Consider the following 16,472-nt stretch of genomic DNA (forward strand, 5'->3'; position numbering starts at 1 on the left):
CGAGATCACTATTTGGTCGCCTGGAACAGGCGCTCGCGGGACCCGGCGAGGTGGTCTTGCATGAGTTGTCTCGCCTTTGCGGCTTCGCGCGCGGCAATGGCTTCGGCAATCGCCTCGTGCTCCGCGAAGACGCGCGTCAGCCCGGTGGTCTCCCGCTTGACCGAAGCACCGTGAAACCGCATGCCGACGGCGATATGGTCCTTCAGCGCTTCCATCGCCGTGAAGAAATAACTGTTCTGGGCGGCGCGCGCGATCGCGAGATGAAACTGGAAGTCCGCATCCTCCCGGTGCGATTGCCGGTTGGTGGCGTCCCGCATCAGTTCCAGTGCCTGACGGATGGCGGCCAAGGTGGCAGCGTCGTGCCGCTCGGCCGCAGCTGCAGCTGCAGCCGGCTCGACCGTCAGGCGGAACTCGTAGCAGTTCAGAAGATCGGCGACGTTCTCCAACTGCCCGAAGCCAAGCGGCTCACGCATGCCGACAGCGCGAACGAAGCTGCCAGCGCCGCGCCGCGAATAGATGAAACCCTGCTCGCGCAGCCGGCGCAGCGCTTCGCGAATGATCGGGCGGGAAACCTCGAACTCGCTTGCCAGATCGTGCTCAGTCGGCAAGCGCTCGTCCGGCTTGTAGGCGCCGGATTTGATCGCTCGGTGCATGCGCTCAAAGACGAGATCGCCGAGGCTCTTGCGTGCTGTTCCGTTCTCCAGTCCCATCCGTCATCCCATCTTGCGGAGGACAGCCTCCGCGATTTCCTTCAGCGTGTCCGGCACGCCGAATCCGCCGGACTTGGCGATGATGCAACGTCCATCGACCTCAGCCAAGCCCAGGCCCGGCAGGCACTCACCAAGCAGGCGAAAGCGCTGAACGCCCATTTTCTTCAGAACCGCCTCTGCGGTGGCGCCACCGGACAGAAGCAGCGTTCCTGCCGCTTCGACAAGGCCCTGACAAACGCTTTCAGCAAGCGCCTCGGAAACCGCCTCCGGCGTCACCTCCCCTTCGCCCGGCACCGCCTGAACGAGGGTGATCGCGCCGCCAGCGTCGCTTGACCCGACAAGCCGCCCATTCGGCGCCGGCAGGTAGGAAAGAGCAAGGACACTGCGAAGCGCGTCGATCTGGGCAAGGGTAATCGGGTCGCGGGACCCGATAACGAACAAGGCCGGGCCACCCGACATTTCGGCAGCGCTTGCTTCCTCTCCGTCACTCATCCGCTCGGCAAGCGCTTCGGCCAGGCCACGCGCTCCGATCATCAGATCGGTGCCGCTTCGCTCCGCCTCTTCGAGCAGAGCGCGCATTTCGGCCTCGGTGGATGCATCCGGGATCAAGGCTCTTGCCGCATGCCGGCCGAGCCTCTCGGCAACGGAAATGGGCGCATCCACCCCAAAGCCTTGAACGCGGCCGGATGTCACCACCCGGCCAAAGGCAGGAATGGCCGGCGCCACTAAGGCAGAATGGAAGAACATCGCATCGAGTTCGGCGGCAATGTTGCCTTTCAGACGAGAGTCGATCTTCTTGAAGATCCGCCAACTGGAAGGGAGCGCGCCGAGAGCGGCTGCGGCACGTTGCCTGGCACTTTCGGCGCTCAGTTCGCGCGAGCCGAGATTGATCGAGAGCACGTCCGGACCTGCCCCCAGAGCATCGCCGATCGCTTCGATCGCCAATGCGACTTCGACATGGAAGCCCCTCGCAGCAAACGGCGCCGCGGCATCCAGTGCGCCGGTCAGGTCATCAGCGACAATGGCGAGCATCTGATAGATCCAAACGATTTGTTGTTATCTTTATAACTATTCTTTCGATTGAAATGTCAAACTTTTTTTGTTCTAATATTACAACTCTAGACCATTCTGATCGCAGGCTGTCGTCATGCGACATGGTGCCCGTTGCAGGTCTGCTTCATCCCGCGATGAGCAACGGCCAGCAGGGAACTGAAAGAGTAGAGCGCATCGGGCGCCGGCTGATCTTCGTGGATGATTGTGATCCCCTAGCACGCAGATTTCAGATAGGATAACGGATCGGGACCAGGGTCGGCGGAACCGGAAGCTTGCGGTTCCTGTTATCGGCGCTTGCAAAGTCGCGCGACGACCGTCGGGCCGCGACAAGTGACCTGCGCGCCAACCAATGGGCATGACGAGTTTAAAGTGGGTTCGCAATGACGATGAACACGAAATCCAACGATGCTGCAGCCAATCGCCTCAAGATAGGTTTCGTGCTCGCCCGGTCGTTCACACTCTCGGCCTTCGCTCTCTTCATCGACACGCTTCGGCTGGCGAGCGACGAGCTCGATAAATCGGGCCGCGTGCGTGCCGATTGGCAGGTGCTTGGCAACACCCGCCATCTGATCGCATCCAGTTGCGGGGTACAGGTGGCGCCCACGTCTGACCTCGTCGATCCCGGCCAGTTCGACTACATCGTGATGGTCGGCGGCCTGCTCAAGAACGAGCACCCGATCGACAACGAGACGATCGCTTTCCTGAAGAAGGCAGCCGCGAAGAAAGTGCCGTTGATCGGCCTGTGCACCGGCACCTTCATCCTGGCGGAAGCCGGGCTCATGGCGGGGCACGTCGTTTGCGTCAGCTGGCTCCACTATCAGGCGTTCCGCGAACGCTTCCCGGACTTGAAGGTGCGCTCGGACCGCCTCTTCAATCTCGACCGCACCCGCGGCTCTTGCGCCGGCGGCAGCAGCGCGGCCGACATGGCCGCCCACATCGTGCGCCTCCACATCAGCAGGGAGGCGGAGCGCAATGCGCTGGAAGTCCTGCAGATCGACAAGGCCCGCTCGCATCTTCATGTCCAGCCGAGGAAGCCGCTCGCGATCGAGAGCAACGACCCCCGCCTCAACGCTGCGCTTATCATCATGGAGCAGAATACCGAGAACACGCTCTCGATCCCTGAGCTGGCGGCCTCCGTCGGTCTGTCACGCAGGCAACTCGAGCGCCTGTTCATGGAAAAAGCCAAGATGTCGCCCGCGCACGTCTACAGGAAATTCCGGCTGGAACGCGCCAAGCACCTTCTCGCCCAGACCGATGCCTCGCTCATCGAGATCGCCCTCGAAGTCGGCTTCGAAAGCGCGGGGCATTTCTCCAGGACATTTGCCAAGACCTTCGGCCAGTCGCCGCGCCAAATGCGCGCGACACTGCCGAAGTGAGCCTTGCATTACCACTCGGGGTGCCTGGCCACGATAGCCGATTGGCTAATGACCTCCCCGAACGGACGTAGCCGAATTGCAGGCTCACCTTTTGCCGCAACCGCCTTCAAAATAGCTCGCGATGCGCGCTCGTACACGTCGCATGATCGTGCTGCGAGGGATGAAGTCTATGGGAGTGATGGCGATGGCGGAAACTCGTCTTTTGTCGGAAGAGGCACCGAACGCGAACTCCAATCAGAGCACAGTTGCCGGCGGACATCTCGCACTGGTCCCGACGTGGCTTCCACTCGACATAGCGCCGGCGCAGAACTCCGCCGGAAGCGGCGGCGACGGCACAAGCCTGGGTACGATCGGCAGCAACACGCTGGCAATGTTCACACCGTCGAACGCGGCAATCGCCGGCTCGCACACGGACGCCGATGCGCACCAAGGCAATACCGCACTGATGAATCAGCACGTCACCGAGATGGCGGGCATCGGCGGTGAAGGCGGGAATGGTAATGTTGCCGGCGGCCACGGCGGCGGCAGCGTGGCCGGCGGTGGCGGCGACGGCAGCTTTTTTGGCGGCCTCGTCAGCACCGACACCGCGGTGTTTGCGCCTTTGAACCTGGCTGTCGCGGCCGGTCAGGGTTCGACCTCCACGGCCGGACAAACAAACAATGCCGCCTTCCTTCAAGGCGCCACCCAGATCGGCGGTGTTGGCGGCTCCGGCGGGGATCATAACGTTGCCGGCAATACCGCGCCGGCCCAGCCGCAGGGCGCGACGTTCATTTTCAATGGCGACGCCTACGCGGGCCATGGTGGTGACGGCACTTTCATCGGCAGCATGGTCGACGTGAACGTCGCTGTGTTCTCGCCCATCAACATTGCTGTCGGCGCGGCCGGCGGCGATGCCCACGCCACGCAGTCGAACAACGTGATCTTCGACCAGGGCGGCGTGCAGATCGCCGGCATCGGCGGCAAGGGCGGTGGTTTCAACCTCTCATCGGACACGATCTTCACCGGAAGCGGGGTCGCCGGCGGCGGCGGTGACGGCTATTCGAACGGCAGCGCAGTCGACGTCAACATCGGCTACTTCCACCCGCTCAACATCGCCGTGCCCGCCGGCGGCACCGCCGAGGCGGACCAGCTCAACCACCTGCTCGTCGACCAGCATACACTGCAGATCGGCGGCATCGGGGGAGCGGGCGGCGAAGGCAACATCGCCGAGACCAATGCCGCGCTGATCGACGACGTCCTGCACGGCTGACCCGCCGCATTCCAGATCAAGCCCAACAAGCGGCTCTGGCGCCACGGAGACATGGCGTTCTGCCACCATCACCCACGGCCAATATACTTGAAACCGCGCGCCGCCGGAGCGCTTGACGCCGGCCGAAGCCTGAAGCGCGGGCGGACCCTACCCAAAGGAACGTCCCCGAATGTCCGGCTGGTTCCCCCCGATGATCACGCGCACCATATCTTCGCGCTGTCCCCCGCTGCGGCGGTGTGCTGTGGCATCGAACCGTCCAAGACTACGGGGCAACAAGTAGAGGAGCGACGCTATGCCTATCTCGCAACTAACCACCGACACGATCAACTTCACCAATCCCGTCGCGGGCGACGCGAGCGCCGGCAACGGCGGCGACGGCACCAACAACGGCGATATCAACTACACCCCAGTTGTCACGGTTGCCCCGACGCAGACCGTCGTCGGCTCAGTCCCCACCGTCGACAACGGCGATGACGTCGGCCAGGCTGCGGCCTGGGGCACCGGCAGCGCTGATGGCGGTGGCTTCATCCAGGTACCGATCGCCGTCCTTGCTTCGCTTACCAACAGCGGTGCAGGCGGCGCAGGCGGCAATCCGACCTCGAGTGGCGACCAGAGCAACACCAGCGGCGGCAACACGGCAACGGTAGGTGCTAACACCACCGCTACGCAAACCACGACCCTGCTCGCCGACCAAGGTGCGACGATCATCTCGGGCATGGGCGGGGCTGGCGGCAGCGGCGCAACGGCGCTCGGTGGCGATATTTCCGCCGCTCTGGTTCATTCGAACCCGATCTCGGAAACCACCACGACGACTACCACCACGGCGGTCTCGAACGTTCTCGACAATTTCGACAACACATTAGGCAACATCAGCGACATCGGTATCTGAGTCGCTCGACAAGGATCGCCGGCCATGGCCGGCGATCCTCCTTTCACCTGTGTCGCGGCGTGCAAGAACGCTACGGGACCTTTGAGTTGCATTTGGCCACGGATCGAGCCCGAGCAAAAGAAGCCTGAAGCAGCCAAGCCGACCGCATCAGCATCGATCATGCCGATCCGATCGAGATCCGATAATGACGACGAATCCGACAGGGGCGCAGCACTCTCCAACCCATCTGGTCCTGGCTCTCAAGGCCTGCACGGGAGCGTTCCTGCTGGTCTTCCTCTATAGCTGCGCCTACAACCTGTTCCTGCTGGCGCCTTCCATCTACCTGTTGCAGATCTACGATCGCGTCCTGTCGAGCCGCAGCGCCGACACGCTGTTGATGCTGACGCTCATCATCGCGGCAGCGGTGTTGGTCGGCTCGATCCTGGATATCGTTCGCCGCGCCGCGCTGTCGCGGATCGGCAGCTGGCTCGATCACCGCTTGCGGCCCGTCGTGCTGACGGCCTGCTTCGAATATGGCGCCCGCACCGAAACGAACCTCGCCAACGATTGCTACCGCGACCTATCGATCCTGCGCCAGTTCCTCGACGCCCCGGCCAGCTCGCTGCTTTTCGACGTTCCCTGGGCGCCGATCTTCCTGCTGCTTCTGTTCCTAGTCCATCCGTTGCTCGGAACCATCGGGCTATTCACCGCGCTCACCTTGCTGCTGCTCGCCATCGCGACGGAATTCGCGACCCGGCAGCCGTTAATGAAAGCGAACCTGGCGCTCTCCCGCAGCCACATGCGTTTCGCGACGGCGTTGCGGTATATCCAGGTCATCCGCGCGATGAACATGCAGAATGGCGCCGCCCAACTCGTCTATCGCGACGCCGAGACCGCACGACAGGCGCAAGACGATGCGATGAAGCGCACCGAAACCATTCTCGGGCTCTCGAAATCGGTGCGCATGCTGGCGCAGATCCTGATGATGGGATCCGCAGCCTGGCTCGTCCTGGAGGAAAGCGGAAACCCCGGCATCATCTTCGTCTCCAGCCTGCTTCTCGGTCGCGGGCTTGCCCCGATCGAGGGCGCGATCGGCGGGTGGCGCGCCGTGGCCTTCGCCCATGCCGCATTCAATCGCATCAACGCGATGTTGATATCGATCGCGTCGCAGGAGAGCGCACGCACGATACCGATGCCCGAAGCGGGCGGGCTCGTGCTCGACCGCGTCGGTTACATGCTTCCTTCGGGCAACCGTCAGATACTGAATGCCGTTACTTTGCGGCTGGCGCCGGGCGATTGTCTTGCGCTGATCGGTCCATCCGGTTCCGGAAAGTCGACGCTTGGCCGCATCATAGCGGGCGTTCAGCCGACGACCTGCGGCAGCGCCCTGCTCGGCGGCGTCGATATTGCCACCCTCCGGCTCGGCGGCGGCATGCGTCATGTCGGCTACCTGCCGCAGGACATCGAACTCTTCGGCGGCGCGGTGAAGGACGTCGTCGGCCGGCTCGACGGAACCGACGTCGGCAAGGTCATCGAAGCGGCAAAGCTTGTCGGGCTGCACGATGCGATCATGCAACTGCCTCAGGGCTACGAGACGGATGTCGGCGATGGCGGCGCGACCCTGCTTCGGGCCCAACGCCAGCAGCTGGGACTGGCGCGCGCGGTTTACGGCAATCCCGCCCTCGTCGTCCTCGACGATCCCAATTCCAGTCTGGATTACGACGGCGAACGCCGATTGTTTGCAGCAATCGCCCGCATGCGCGCCATGGGGATGATGATCATCATCATCACGCACCGCATGGGCATTCTCCCGGTGACCAACAAGATCGCGATCATGCGCAATGGCACGATCGAAGCCTTCGGCGACAGCGACTGGGTCTTCGATACCTATCTGCAGCCACCGGCCCGAGCGGGCACGTGAGAAGGGAGGCGCGAGAACGATGGAGCTCATCAAATCCGACCTGACCCGACGCGGCCCTGAAATTGTAGGCTATGCCTGCGACGCCAATGGGATAGCCGGGCCCCAGCCCTCCACAGCGGTCTCCACCCGCCTTCCGGTGACGCTTGCCGAAGCCTCACCGATGTCGCGGCTGCGGCATGTCGCCTGGACGGGAAACCTGCTGATCGGCGTCTTTGTTTTCGGCCTGGGCATCTGGTCGGTTCTCGCACCGCTCAGCAGCGCCGCGATCGCGTCCGGCGTCGTTGAAACCGAGGCGAACCGCAAGACCATCCAGCATCTCGAAGGCGGAATCGTCAGGCGGATCCTTGTGCGCAACGGCGATGCCGTGTCCGCCGGCCAGGTGCTGATCAAGCTCGACGATACGAAGCCGCGTTCGGAACGGGACAGCCTTCGCGGCCAACTTTGGGATGCGGAGGCGCGACAGGCGCGGCTCACCGCTGAGCAGAACGGCTGGGATCAGGTCGCCTTTCCCCCCGATCTCGTGGAGCAAGCCGGCAACTACCGGGTGATCCACGACATTCTCGACGGTCAGCAGAATATATTCGATGCCCGTCGCCAGGTGATGCAGTCCGACATCGTGATCACGCAGCAGAAGATCAAGGAAGTGCTGGAGGAAGTCGCCGGACTGAGCGCCCAGAAGGCGTCCCTGATGGAGAGGAGTGCCATTTCGCGCCAGGAGCTTGAGACGGTTTCGGCGCTCACCGCGAAGGGTCTCGAACGAAAGAGCCGGGTTCTCATCCTGGCGCGGGAAAGGGCCGACATCGGCGGTCAGATCGGCGAAGTCTCCGCGCGCATATCCCGCGCCCACCAGGTTATCAGCGAGTCACAGTCCTATATCGTCAAGCTGCGCAGCGACCGGCTGAATGAAGTCGCGCTCACACTGCGCGATACGGAAAACCAGCTGGCGCAGCTGCGTGAGCGTTTGAACGCCATCGATGATCAATTGGCGAGAACCGAGATCAGAGCGCCCGACGACGGAGTGATCATGGATCTACGTGTCCACACGACAGGCGGCGTCATCGGCGCTGGAGAGCCGTTGGCCGACCTCGTGCCGGACGCCGGCGCACTGGTCGTCGCGGCGCGGGTGAAGCCGGAAGATATCGCCCAGGTCCATGCCGGGCTCGAGGCACAGGTTCATCTCATTCCTTACAACCAGCGGCGGGTACCGCTGCTGAAGGGCACGGTCGCCTATGTGTCCGCCGACCATCTGGTCGACCGGCAAACCGGCCACACCTACTACGCGGCAACAATCCGCGTTACCGATGAGCGGCTAGGCCATATGCCGGGCGTGGAGATGGTACCGGGCATGCCGGTGCGGGCCATGATAGAGACCGGTACGAGCAGCGTGGCGCTTTACGCGCTGCGTCCGTTGCTTGACAGTTTCAACACCGCATTTCGCGAGAACTGAGGCGTGCCGCGCGGAACGCCGTGGGCGTACCACATGGGCTCTGTTATCCGGCCCCGCGATCATATGTGCCAGTCGGTTCCCGGAAGGACAGCTGCGATGGGCAAACGTAAGTTCAATGACGACGAAGTCCTGGAGATCCTCAAGGAGCATCAGTACGGTGCGACCGTAGCCGATGTCTGCCACCGGCATGGCATCAGCCAGCCGACTTTCTATCGCTGGCAATCGCTGCAAAGCAGGGGCCCCAATTTCGATGCGGAGCGCGTAAAGGCGCTCGAACTGGAAAATCAGAAGCTCAAGAGGCTATTGGCCGAAGCCATGCTGACGGCCGCAACGCTCAGCGAGATGCTCGAAAAGACATCACGTTGACGATGCTGCTGCCGTTGGTGGCGACGCCATGACCGTTGCCGGCGGTTCCCCGGTCTGCAAGCAAGGCGACGACCTCGGTGCGGTTCTGCACCTGCAATTTGCGCATGATGTGCTGCAGATGCATTTTCACCGTATGGTCGGAAAGATTGAGCTTTCCAGCGATCACTTTGTTCGAAGAGCCGCATCGCAATTCCGCGAGCACGTCCGCCTCGCGCGGCGTGAAGTCGGCGAGCGCAAACTCGCTTCGATAAGCGCTGATCGGCACCCTTTCGATATGACGAGCGGCAGCCGCGCATTCGGTGAGCGCGGCAAGCGGGTCTGGACAGAAGATGCCGCCGGCAAGGACCAGCCGCAAGCCGGCAAGCGCAAGCTCGATCCGCAAGGACGTCGTGAAGAAGCCGCGAACTCCAAGCTTGAGGACATCGGCAGCGGTCGTCCTGTCGTCCGTGTCCGAGAGCACCGCAACCGGCACGTCCGGAAAGCGCTTGCGGATTTCCGCAAGCTCATCATGCAAGTTGCACCCGCCGTCGTTTCGAGCGCTCAGGTCCAGCACGATTAAACGCACATCGTACCCGAGCGCCTGGTCCAGGCTGTCGGTCGAGACCATATCGATAAAATTCCAACCGGAGAGTTCGTATTCGAGAACGGCAACGATGACGCTGCGCACGAGCGTCTGGTGTTCTATCACAATCCCGGTCGGCGTACGGTCCTTGCGGCACGGCGTTCCTGAACTGATGGACATGCGTCACCCCCAGGATTCGTTCGCGACAAGTTGCGGTGCCTAAAATATTTCCGTTCTGATAGTCTGTCATGAGAAAATCAGAATTAATCCGATCGGGCTGCATCAGCAACAGATTGAAAATACTATATATTTCTCGAAGCGCCGATAAAGCTTGTAACATATATTGAGCAGCGAGCCTGAGAACCTCTCGGAAAGAAGGTAGCAACGCGCAACCCTCAGTCAATATTCACGCGCTTGCGCACGCGGGCCGCGCACAATTGTTTGAGCAAAAGCGCTTTGAGTGTCCGGTCGGCCTGACGATTGTCGATATCTTTAAAAACCGAAGGACTGTTGCGTCGGTTCGGGCGCTTGCCCCAGATGTATGCCTTCCAGCTCCAGCATGCGGGTCTTGGTGGTGGAACCGCCAGGCGCCGAGAACCCACCGATCTTGCCGCCGGCGGCAAGTACCCGGTGACAGGGGATGATCAGGGACACCGGGTTCTTGGCCATCGCCTGACCAACGTCGCGCGCGGCTTCCGGGCCTGCGCCCAGTTCCTTTGCCAGCGCGCCATACGTGGTCGTCTGCCCCCAGCGCAGCTGGCGGGTCGCAGCATAGATGCGCTGGAAAAGCTCATCCTGCCCTTCCAGATCGACCGCAAAGCCGGAGAAATCGACCTCCTTGCCATCAAAGTAGCGTTGGACGGCCTCCACTGCCTCCCGGATTTCGGGTGTCGGCTGGGAAGCCTCGGCGGCCGACAGACGCCGCAACAGCAGCCGCTGGGTTGCCTCTGCCGCCCGGGTCGGCAGTTGGAATCGCGTGATGCCCACATCGTTCCAGGCGATGCCGCAGAAGCCGGCCGCAGTCTCGAAGATGAAATAGCGATGTCCTGCCTGCCCCATCCGTATAGCCTCCCTGTGTCTCTACTATCAAAATCGTGCCGGAGGGCGACGAATTCAACCCGTTTCCTGCCTCGGTGGCCGCCGCTTACGGGCTGCTCGACATCAAGCGCAGGTCGAAAGCGCAGCCATTTGCGAAAGCTTTACGGTTGTCGGGCAAGGTTCCGCACCAACATCAGGAGACGACGGTGGACATCCTGCATACCCCGACGATCATGCTCAGTTCGTTCGCGACGCTGGTGGTCTTCGCCGTTTTCTTCGGCCTTGCCTGGCGACAGGAGCGCAAGAGCCTCGAACTGCTTCTGTGGTCCTCGGCCTTCTCCATCGGCGCGGTCGGCTTCGTCCTGCTGACGCTGCGCGGTGATGGCTACAACTTTGTCACCATTTCGCTCGGTAATGCGCTTGCGGTACTGGCGCTCGCGATGATCTGGCTCGGCCTGCGCGCTTTCGTCCGCCGGGCCTGCCACCGGCGGCACTCCAGCGGCGGCGCTGTTTTCGCTGAAATCCTCAAGGGGCGGCTCAGCGCCGAGATCGCCGAACCTCTCCTGATTTTCCGCGTCGTGCGTGCCGCACCATGAAGACGGGACCGGCCGCATCGGTTTGACACTGTTTACACAGCAGAAAAATAGGGATATTTGTTATCCTTAATATGCACCTTGGCATCCGCCGGACGAAGACATGATCCTCAAAAGCCAAGTCGAATGGGCGTTGCACTGTTGTGCCATTCTCGCCGGCCTGCCTGAAGGCCGCTACCTCTCAACCAAGGCGCTGGCGGAATTTCACGGGCTGCCCAAGGAGTATCTGTCGAAGGCGCTGCAGAGCCTTTCGCAGGCCGGTCTCGTCCACACGACCCTCGGTCCATCGGGCGGATACCGGCTGGCAAAAGCGCCGGCCGAGCTGACCTTTCTCGAAATCGTCGAGGCGGTCGAAGGCAGATCGAGAACCTTCGTCTGCACCAATATCAGGGCCAACAATCCCTGTCGCGCACCCGGCTACTGCGAAGAGACGCCGTGCGCGGTGGCGCGCATCATGTGGGAGGCCGACGAAGCCTGGCGCGACAAGCTGCGCAGCGTGCGCCTATCCGACCTGATCGAGATCCTCTCGCAGGAAATTCCCTCGGATCTCTTGAAACGGAGTTTCGCGTGGGTTCTAGAGCGCGCCGGCTGAGCGAAAACCGGCGTCTGTGCCGGCAGGCGGCACGTAGAAATAGGCCTGAGGCGGCGGCGCAAGCGAGAGACCCTCTAGACGGCATTGTTCATGAACGCGGTCGATCACCTCGTTGCGTGCCGGCGTCCGCTCAGCCGGGTTCTTGACGCGAAACTGCAGTTCGACCTCGACGGCCACGGCGTCGATCGCCTTGAGGGCGACGACCGGCGGCGGCTCGCGCACGATCAGGCCGCACCCTTGCAGAGCTCTCTGCATCGTTTCTTCGATCCGGCGTGGCGGATGATCCGCGGCAAGACGGATCGACAAAGCGATCTGATGGGTCTCGTCCGGACGGCTGAGATTGGTGAGCCCGACCTTGGCGAGCGCGCTGTTCGGCAGCACGACGACATTGTGCGCTCCGGTGAGCAGAAACGTGGAACGCCAGTTGTTCTCGATGACACGGCCTTCGGTGCCGTCGCCAAGCACTATCCAGTCGCCGATGGCAAAGGGCCGCCCCAGCGTCAGCGCGATACCCGAGAACACGTCGCCGAGCGTATTTTGAAGCGCGAGACCGAAGATGATGGCAACCACCCCGGAGGTCGCAACCAGCGTGCCGATCGGCGCCCGGAAGACGAAGCCCAGTATCGACAGTGCCACGCCGAGATAGACAATGTCTACGATGAGGTCCTGCAGCAGGCGGGCCTCCTGCGGCCGCCTTTCAAGGACGATGTAGAGACGCACGAAGCCGATAAGCGACCAGGCGAGGTGCGTCCACCACAGCACCCGTGCCGACGTCGCCAGAAAGGCGAGCGCTCCCTGAAGATGCTGATCGTCGCTCCGATGCGGCATGATGCCGGAAAGGAGGAGAACCGCCGTCATCACGCAGAAGAAGAGGATCTGGACAATCAGCCTGGCGAGCGGGCGACGGCGCCCCTGCACATGCCAGACAACGATGCCGGTGATGCCAAGAAGATTGATCAGCACGAGCGGCAACGGTAATTGGTCGGCGAACATCTTGGGCTCCAACGATTGCAGACAAATTGCAGGACCGGGCGCTTGTGCGGCCGGTCCTGCAGGGATCACTTCATCGGATAGGTCAGTTCCTTTTCGTCGCCCGCAGCGGCCGTGCCGAACAATGCGGTGGCGACCGCAGTGGCGGCGATGAGAGACTTGATCATGTCGGAAGTCCTTTCAGGGGGCTGGAGGTGCGCCGCCGGCGCACCCGTATGTGGTCACTTGCGAGGAGCCGTGGCGAACCATTCTTCGAAGGTGATCCGGCCGAGGCGGGGATTGTTGTCGGAGACCAGCGAGCCGTCTTGCAGCAGCGCGCCGAAGTAGCGAGCCTCCCGATCGGCCTCGACCTTGCGGTTGTCGCCGCTTGCCTTGAGGTAGCGGGCGACGAGATCGCTGAGGCGTGAGCGCTCCGGTCCGGCAATCTCGATCGTGCCGTTGACCGGGGCGGCAAGCGCGACCGCGGCCATGGCATCGGCGACGTCATCGGACGCGATCGGCTGCACATAGGCCGGCGAGAGGTGCACGGTGTCGCCGACAGTCCCGGATTGGGCGATGCCGCCCAAAAACTCCATGAACTGGGTCGAATGCACGATCGTATAGGGGATACCGCCGGCCTTGATCAGTTTTTCCTGGGCGAGCTTGCCGCGGAAATAGCCGCTTTCCTGCAGACGCTCGGTCCCGACGACCGAAAGCGCGATATGGTGTTTGACGCCGGCAGCCTTTTCCGCCGCAAGCAGGTTGCGGCCGGAGGTCTCGAAGAACTCGAGCACCGCCTTGTCCTCGAAGGAGGGCGAGTTGGCGAGGTCGATGACCACCTCGCAACCGGAAAGCGCCTCGGCGAGACCTTCGCCGGTGATGGTGTTGACGCCCGTATTCGGAGAGGCGGCAACCACCTCATGGCCTTGCTTGCGCAGGCGTTCGACCGTCTTGGAGCCGATCAGGCCCGTTCCGCCGATAATGACGATTTTCATGGGATCCTCCAATCGTTGCGGCGGCTGGCCGCGTTGTTCGATCACTCAGGAACAGGGTTTAGTTCAGTCCGGCCTTGTCGAGGCCATAGAGCTTGTCGGCCGAACCGGGCACGGCCTTGAAGGCGACACTGACGCGGTTCCAGGCATTGATGACCATGATGGAGAAGGTGAGATCGGAGATCTCCTTCTCCGAAAGCTGGCCGCGTACACGCTCGTAAAGTTCGTCCGGAATGCCGCCTTCGGGCAGTTTCGTAACCGCCTCGGCCCAGGCAAGCGCTGCGCGTTCGCGCGGGATGAAGAGGTTCGATTCACGCCAGATCGCGACGTGGTAGAGACGCAGTTCGCTCTCGCCGTGAATCTTTGCCTCCTTCACATGCATGTCAACGCAGAAGGCGCAGCCATTGATCTGCGAGGCCCTTATGTTCACGAGGTCGTGGATCTTCTGTTCGATGACGCTGTCCCTCAGGCTGAGGCTGAGGTCGGAGATCTTCTTGAAGAACTCGGGGGAATGCTGTGCGTAGTTCAGGCGCTGTGTCATGGGTTCGCTCCGTAATTAAGGATATTATCTATCCTTATGGATACAAGATATCCGTAATTACTGGACAGTAAAGCGCGATGGTCATACACTCGGCGCATAAGGCTTATGCCGAAACGTTTGAGGGACCGGATGGATATTGTCTCAGCGCTGAGAGCCTTCCTGCGCGTGGCGGAGACGGGCTCGTTTTCCGCCGCCGCACTCGATCTCAACCTGACGCAGCCGGCGGTCTCGCGGCAGGTATCGGCTCTCGAGGAGCACCTGAACACGCGCCTTCTTCACCGGACGACGAGCGCATTGGCGCTTACCGCCGAGGGCGAGCACATGATCCCGATGGCGCTCCGGGTGGTGGAAGCGGTCGACGCCCTGAACGAAGCCTCGTGTGCCGAGACTGCCTCGGTCTCCGGTCGAGTCCGGCTCACCCTGCCCGCACCCCTCGGCCTTTATGTCAGCGATCGGCTCGCCGGCTTTCTCGAGCGGCATCCCGGCCTGTCGGTCGAGTTGATCTTCCGTGAAGAGTCGTCGGATCTGGTCGGCGAAGGCATTGATCTCGAAGTGCGCCTCGGGCCTGTGACGGACAATAGCCTGATGTGCCGGCGCATCGGCTGGACGACCGCCTTCCTCGTTGCAGCACCCGGCTATTTGGACGGAAGGAGCACACCGAAAACGCCTGACGAGATCGGGGGCCACGAGTGCATCTGCTACAGTCGTGCCGGTGACGGACGCTCCTGGACCTTTTCCGATGGTTCCGACGACATCTTCGTGCGCATTGCACCGCGTCTCGTCGCCAACAATGCGGTGGCCGTGCACCGTGCGGTGCTTGCGGGAAGCGGCCTGGCGATCCTGTCGCACATCCTCGCCTGCCCCGACATCGAAGCTGGCAGGCTGGTGAACCTGATGCCGGACTTTCCGCCAGCGCGTCTGCCGATCAGCGTCGTCTATCCGTCGCGCCGGAACATGCCGCTGCGTGTGCGAACCGTTCTCGATTTTCTTGTCGAGGCAGTGAAGGAAGATCCGTTGATGGCGTCCGCCTCCTGACAGCGGAACGCCGCTCAGCGTTGACCGATCGTTGCGCGCAGCGGGAGTCCGTTGAACGCCTTGATCTCCTTCAGCACGAAGGTCGTCTGCATTTCCTTGATGCAGGGCAGCCGTCGCACCACTTTCATGGCGAAATCCGAATAGGAATCGAGGTCGGATGAAACGACCTGCAGAAGGAAGTCCGCATCACCGGCTATGCTGTAGCAGGCGACAACGCTGTCGAGCTTCATCACTTCATCGGCGAAAGCATCGGCTTCCGCCTCGGTATGGCTGTCGATCTTCACCCGGATGAAGGCGAGCACTCCCAAGCCGATTTCCTTCCGGTTCAGGACAGCCATATAGCCCTGAATGACGCCATCATCCTCAAGCTGGCGCACGCGCCGCCAGCAGGGCGATGTCGACATGCCCACTTCCTCCGAAAGCGCCTGGTTGCTCAGGCGCCCGTCATTCTGCAGCGCGGTCAAAATCTTCACATCGGCGGGCGTCAAGATTGTAGGCACATCCTACCTCATGCTTTGTCAATGCAGGTAGAAACTACCCCATATTCGTAAATCTCCGCAACATCCGAAAGAACTTACCTCAAGGCCCGGTCTATTCTCCCCGTCGAGAAACAGAGAAGGAATAAACCACCGTGCTTCAGGACATCCGCCTCGCCATTATCGTCAATCCGGAGCTGCCGCCGGGTCATCTCGCCAACACCATCGCGGCGATTTCCATCGGCATCGGCGCGGCCATGCCCGTTCTCGGCAATCAGCACCTTACCGACAGCAATCAAAATACGATCGACATCAGTTCCAACCGACCCATCCCGATCCTGCAGGCCGACAGCAGGACGATCGGCGCGTTGCTCCTGAAGGCGCTGCCGAAAGAGGAAGACCGCATCATCGTGCCGTTTCCGGCTTTTGCGCGCTCTCTGCACAGCTATGCGGACTATGAAACGCAATTCCCCGAGCGTGATCTCTCGGAGGAAACGATCGACGGCATTGGACTGGCCAGTGCCACCAAGTGGGTCAAATCGCTGACGGGATCCCTGAAATTGCTGCGATGAAGCGAAAGTCCCGCAACGGCGCGGGAGGCGTTAGACCCCGCCTCCTTGCCCGGCGTGTACATTTTTTTCATCGCGACCAGACCAATGGCGGAATTGGTGGCGACACATCCGC

18 protein-coding genes are annotated in these 16,472 nt (G+C 62.0%); 10 read left to right on the forward strand and 8 right to left on the reverse strand.

Translation table 11 applies throughout. The features are described from left to right. Positions 1–8: 8 nt before the first annotated feature. Positions 9–710, reverse strand: coding sequence for a FadR/GntR family transcriptional regulator (locus ACN9MO_RS26510; protein ID WP_057255325.1), 702 nt, complete (start codon positions 708–710; stop codon positions 9–11). A gap of 3 nt (positions 711–713) precedes the next feature. Beyond that, complete coding sequence (locus tag ACN9MO_RS26515) at positions 714–1,742, reverse strand: four-carbon acid sugar kinase family protein (RefSeq protein WP_425987151.1); 1,029 nt, start codon at positions 1,740–1,742, stop codon at positions 714–716. Between the two features lie 407 nt (positions 1,743–2,149). On the opposite strand from ACN9MO_RS26515, the gene ACN9MO_RS26520 reads away from it, so the two are divergent. From ACN9MO_RS26520 to ACN9MO_RS26545, 6 genes are all read left to right on the forward strand, one after another. Next, a complete protein-coding gene (locus tag ACN9MO_RS26520; RefSeq protein WP_057255546.1) occupies positions 2,150–3,139 on the forward strand; it encodes a GlxA family transcriptional regulator in 990 nt (329 codons plus the stop codon). Positions 3,140–3,323: 184 nt separating this feature from the next. Further along, positions 3,324–4,388 (forward strand): hypothetical protein, encoded by a 1,065-nt coding sequence (locus ACN9MO_RS26525; RefSeq protein WP_057255545.1) that lies wholly within the window; start codon positions 3,324–3,326, stop codon positions 4,386–4,388. Positions 4,389–4,680: 292 nt separating this feature from the next. After that, a complete protein-coding gene (locus ACN9MO_RS26530; RefSeq protein WP_057255323.1) occupies positions 4,681–5,277 on the forward strand; it encodes a hypothetical protein in 597 nt (198 codons plus the stop codon). A gap of 184 nt (positions 5,278–5,461) precedes the next feature. Next, positions 5,462–7,177 (forward strand): type I secretion system permease/ATPase, encoded by a 1,716-nt coding sequence (locus ACN9MO_RS26535; protein WP_113132575.1) that lies wholly within the window; start codon positions 5,462–5,464, stop codon positions 7,175–7,177. 19 nt (positions 7,178–7,196) lie between these two features. Further along, positions 7,197–8,624, forward strand: a complete 1,428-nt coding sequence (locus tag ACN9MO_RS26540) for an HlyD family type I secretion periplasmic adaptor subunit (RefSeq protein ID WP_112996464.1) — start codon at positions 7,197–7,199, stop codon at positions 8,622–8,624. A gap of 96 nt (positions 8,625–8,720) precedes the next feature. Then, entirely contained in the window at positions 8,721–8,990 is a 270-nt protein-coding gene (locus ACN9MO_RS26545; RefSeq protein WP_057255320.1) for a transposase, read from the forward strand. Here ACN9MO_RS26545 and ACN9MO_RS26550 read toward each other — a convergent pair. Together ACN9MO_RS26550 and ACN9MO_RS26555 are read right to left on the reverse strand one after the other, a co-directional pair. After that, positions 8,959–9,732 (reverse strand): LuxR C-terminal-related transcriptional regulator, encoded by a 774-nt coding sequence (locus tag ACN9MO_RS26550; RefSeq protein WP_057255319.1) that lies wholly within the window; start codon positions 9,730–9,732, stop codon positions 8,959–8,961. The genes ACN9MO_RS26545 and ACN9MO_RS26550 overlap by 32 nt on opposite strands. Positions 9,733–10,044: 312 nt before the next feature. Continuing rightward, positions 10,045–10,611 carry a methylated-DNA--[protein]-cysteine S-methyltransferase gene (locus ACN9MO_RS26555; protein WP_057255318.1) on the reverse strand — a complete coding sequence of 189 codons (567 nt, stop codon included), beginning with the start codon at positions 10,609–10,611 and terminating at the stop codon, positions 10,045–10,047. A 35-nt stretch (positions 10,612–10,646) separates the two neighbouring features. Between ACN9MO_RS26555 and ACN9MO_RS26560 the strand changes: the two genes are divergently transcribed. Further along, a complete protein-coding gene (locus ACN9MO_RS26560) occupies positions 10,647–11,186 on the forward strand; it encodes a hypothetical protein (RefSeq protein ID WP_113132574.1) in 540 nt (179 codons plus the stop codon). A 100-nt stretch (positions 11,187–11,286) separates the two neighbouring features. Beyond that, on the forward strand, positions 11,287–11,775 hold the full coding sequence (locus ACN9MO_RS26565) for an RrF2 family transcriptional regulator (protein WP_057255316.1): 489 nt from the start codon (positions 11,287–11,289) through the stop codon (positions 11,773–11,775). Here the strand turns inward: ACN9MO_RS26565 and ACN9MO_RS26570 are convergent. The 3 genes from ACN9MO_RS26570 to ACN9MO_RS26580 form a co-directional block, all read right to left on the reverse strand. Then, positions 11,758–12,768 (reverse strand): mechanosensitive ion channel family protein, encoded by a 1,011-nt coding sequence (locus ACN9MO_RS26570; RefSeq protein ID WP_113132573.1) that lies wholly within the window; start codon positions 12,766–12,768, stop codon positions 11,758–11,760. The two genes, ACN9MO_RS26565 and ACN9MO_RS26570, sit on opposite strands and share 18 nt — an antisense overlap. Before the next feature lie 218 nt (positions 12,769–12,986). After that, complete coding sequence (locus tag ACN9MO_RS26575; protein ID WP_057255313.1) at positions 12,987–13,739, reverse strand: SDR family oxidoreductase; 753 nt, start codon at positions 13,737–13,739, stop codon at positions 12,987–12,989. 58 nt (positions 13,740–13,797) lie between these two features. Next, positions 13,798–14,277, reverse strand: coding sequence for a carboxymuconolactone decarboxylase family protein (locus tag ACN9MO_RS26580; protein ID WP_113132572.1), 480 nt, complete (start codon positions 14,275–14,277; stop codon positions 13,798–13,800). Positions 14,278–14,406: 129 nt separating this feature from the next. Between ACN9MO_RS26580 and ACN9MO_RS26585 the strand changes: the two genes are divergently transcribed. Next, positions 14,407–15,312, forward strand: a complete 906-nt coding sequence (locus ACN9MO_RS26585; protein ID WP_113132571.1) for a LysR family transcriptional regulator — start codon at positions 14,407–14,409, stop codon at positions 15,310–15,312. 14 nt (positions 15,313–15,326) lie between these two features. Here the strand turns inward: ACN9MO_RS26585 and ACN9MO_RS26590 are convergent, their stop codons facing one another. Further along, positions 15,327–15,812, reverse strand: a complete 486-nt coding sequence (locus ACN9MO_RS26590) for an Lrp/AsnC family transcriptional regulator (protein WP_057255310.1) — start codon at positions 15,810–15,812, stop codon at positions 15,327–15,329. Between the two features lie 131 nt (positions 15,813–15,943). On the opposite strand from ACN9MO_RS26590, the gene ACN9MO_RS26595 reads away from it, so the two are divergent. Then, positions 15,944–16,360, forward strand: coding sequence for a DUF2000 domain-containing protein (locus tag ACN9MO_RS26595; protein ID WP_113132570.1), 417 nt, complete (start codon positions 15,944–15,946; stop codon positions 16,358–16,360). Positions 16,361–16,472 lie beyond the last annotated feature (112 nt).

It is taken from the genome of Ensifer sp. R-19 (genome assembly GCF_049905105.1).
Classification (GTDB): Bacteria; Pseudomonadota; Alphaproteobacteria; order Rhizobiales; family Rhizobiaceae; genus Ensifer.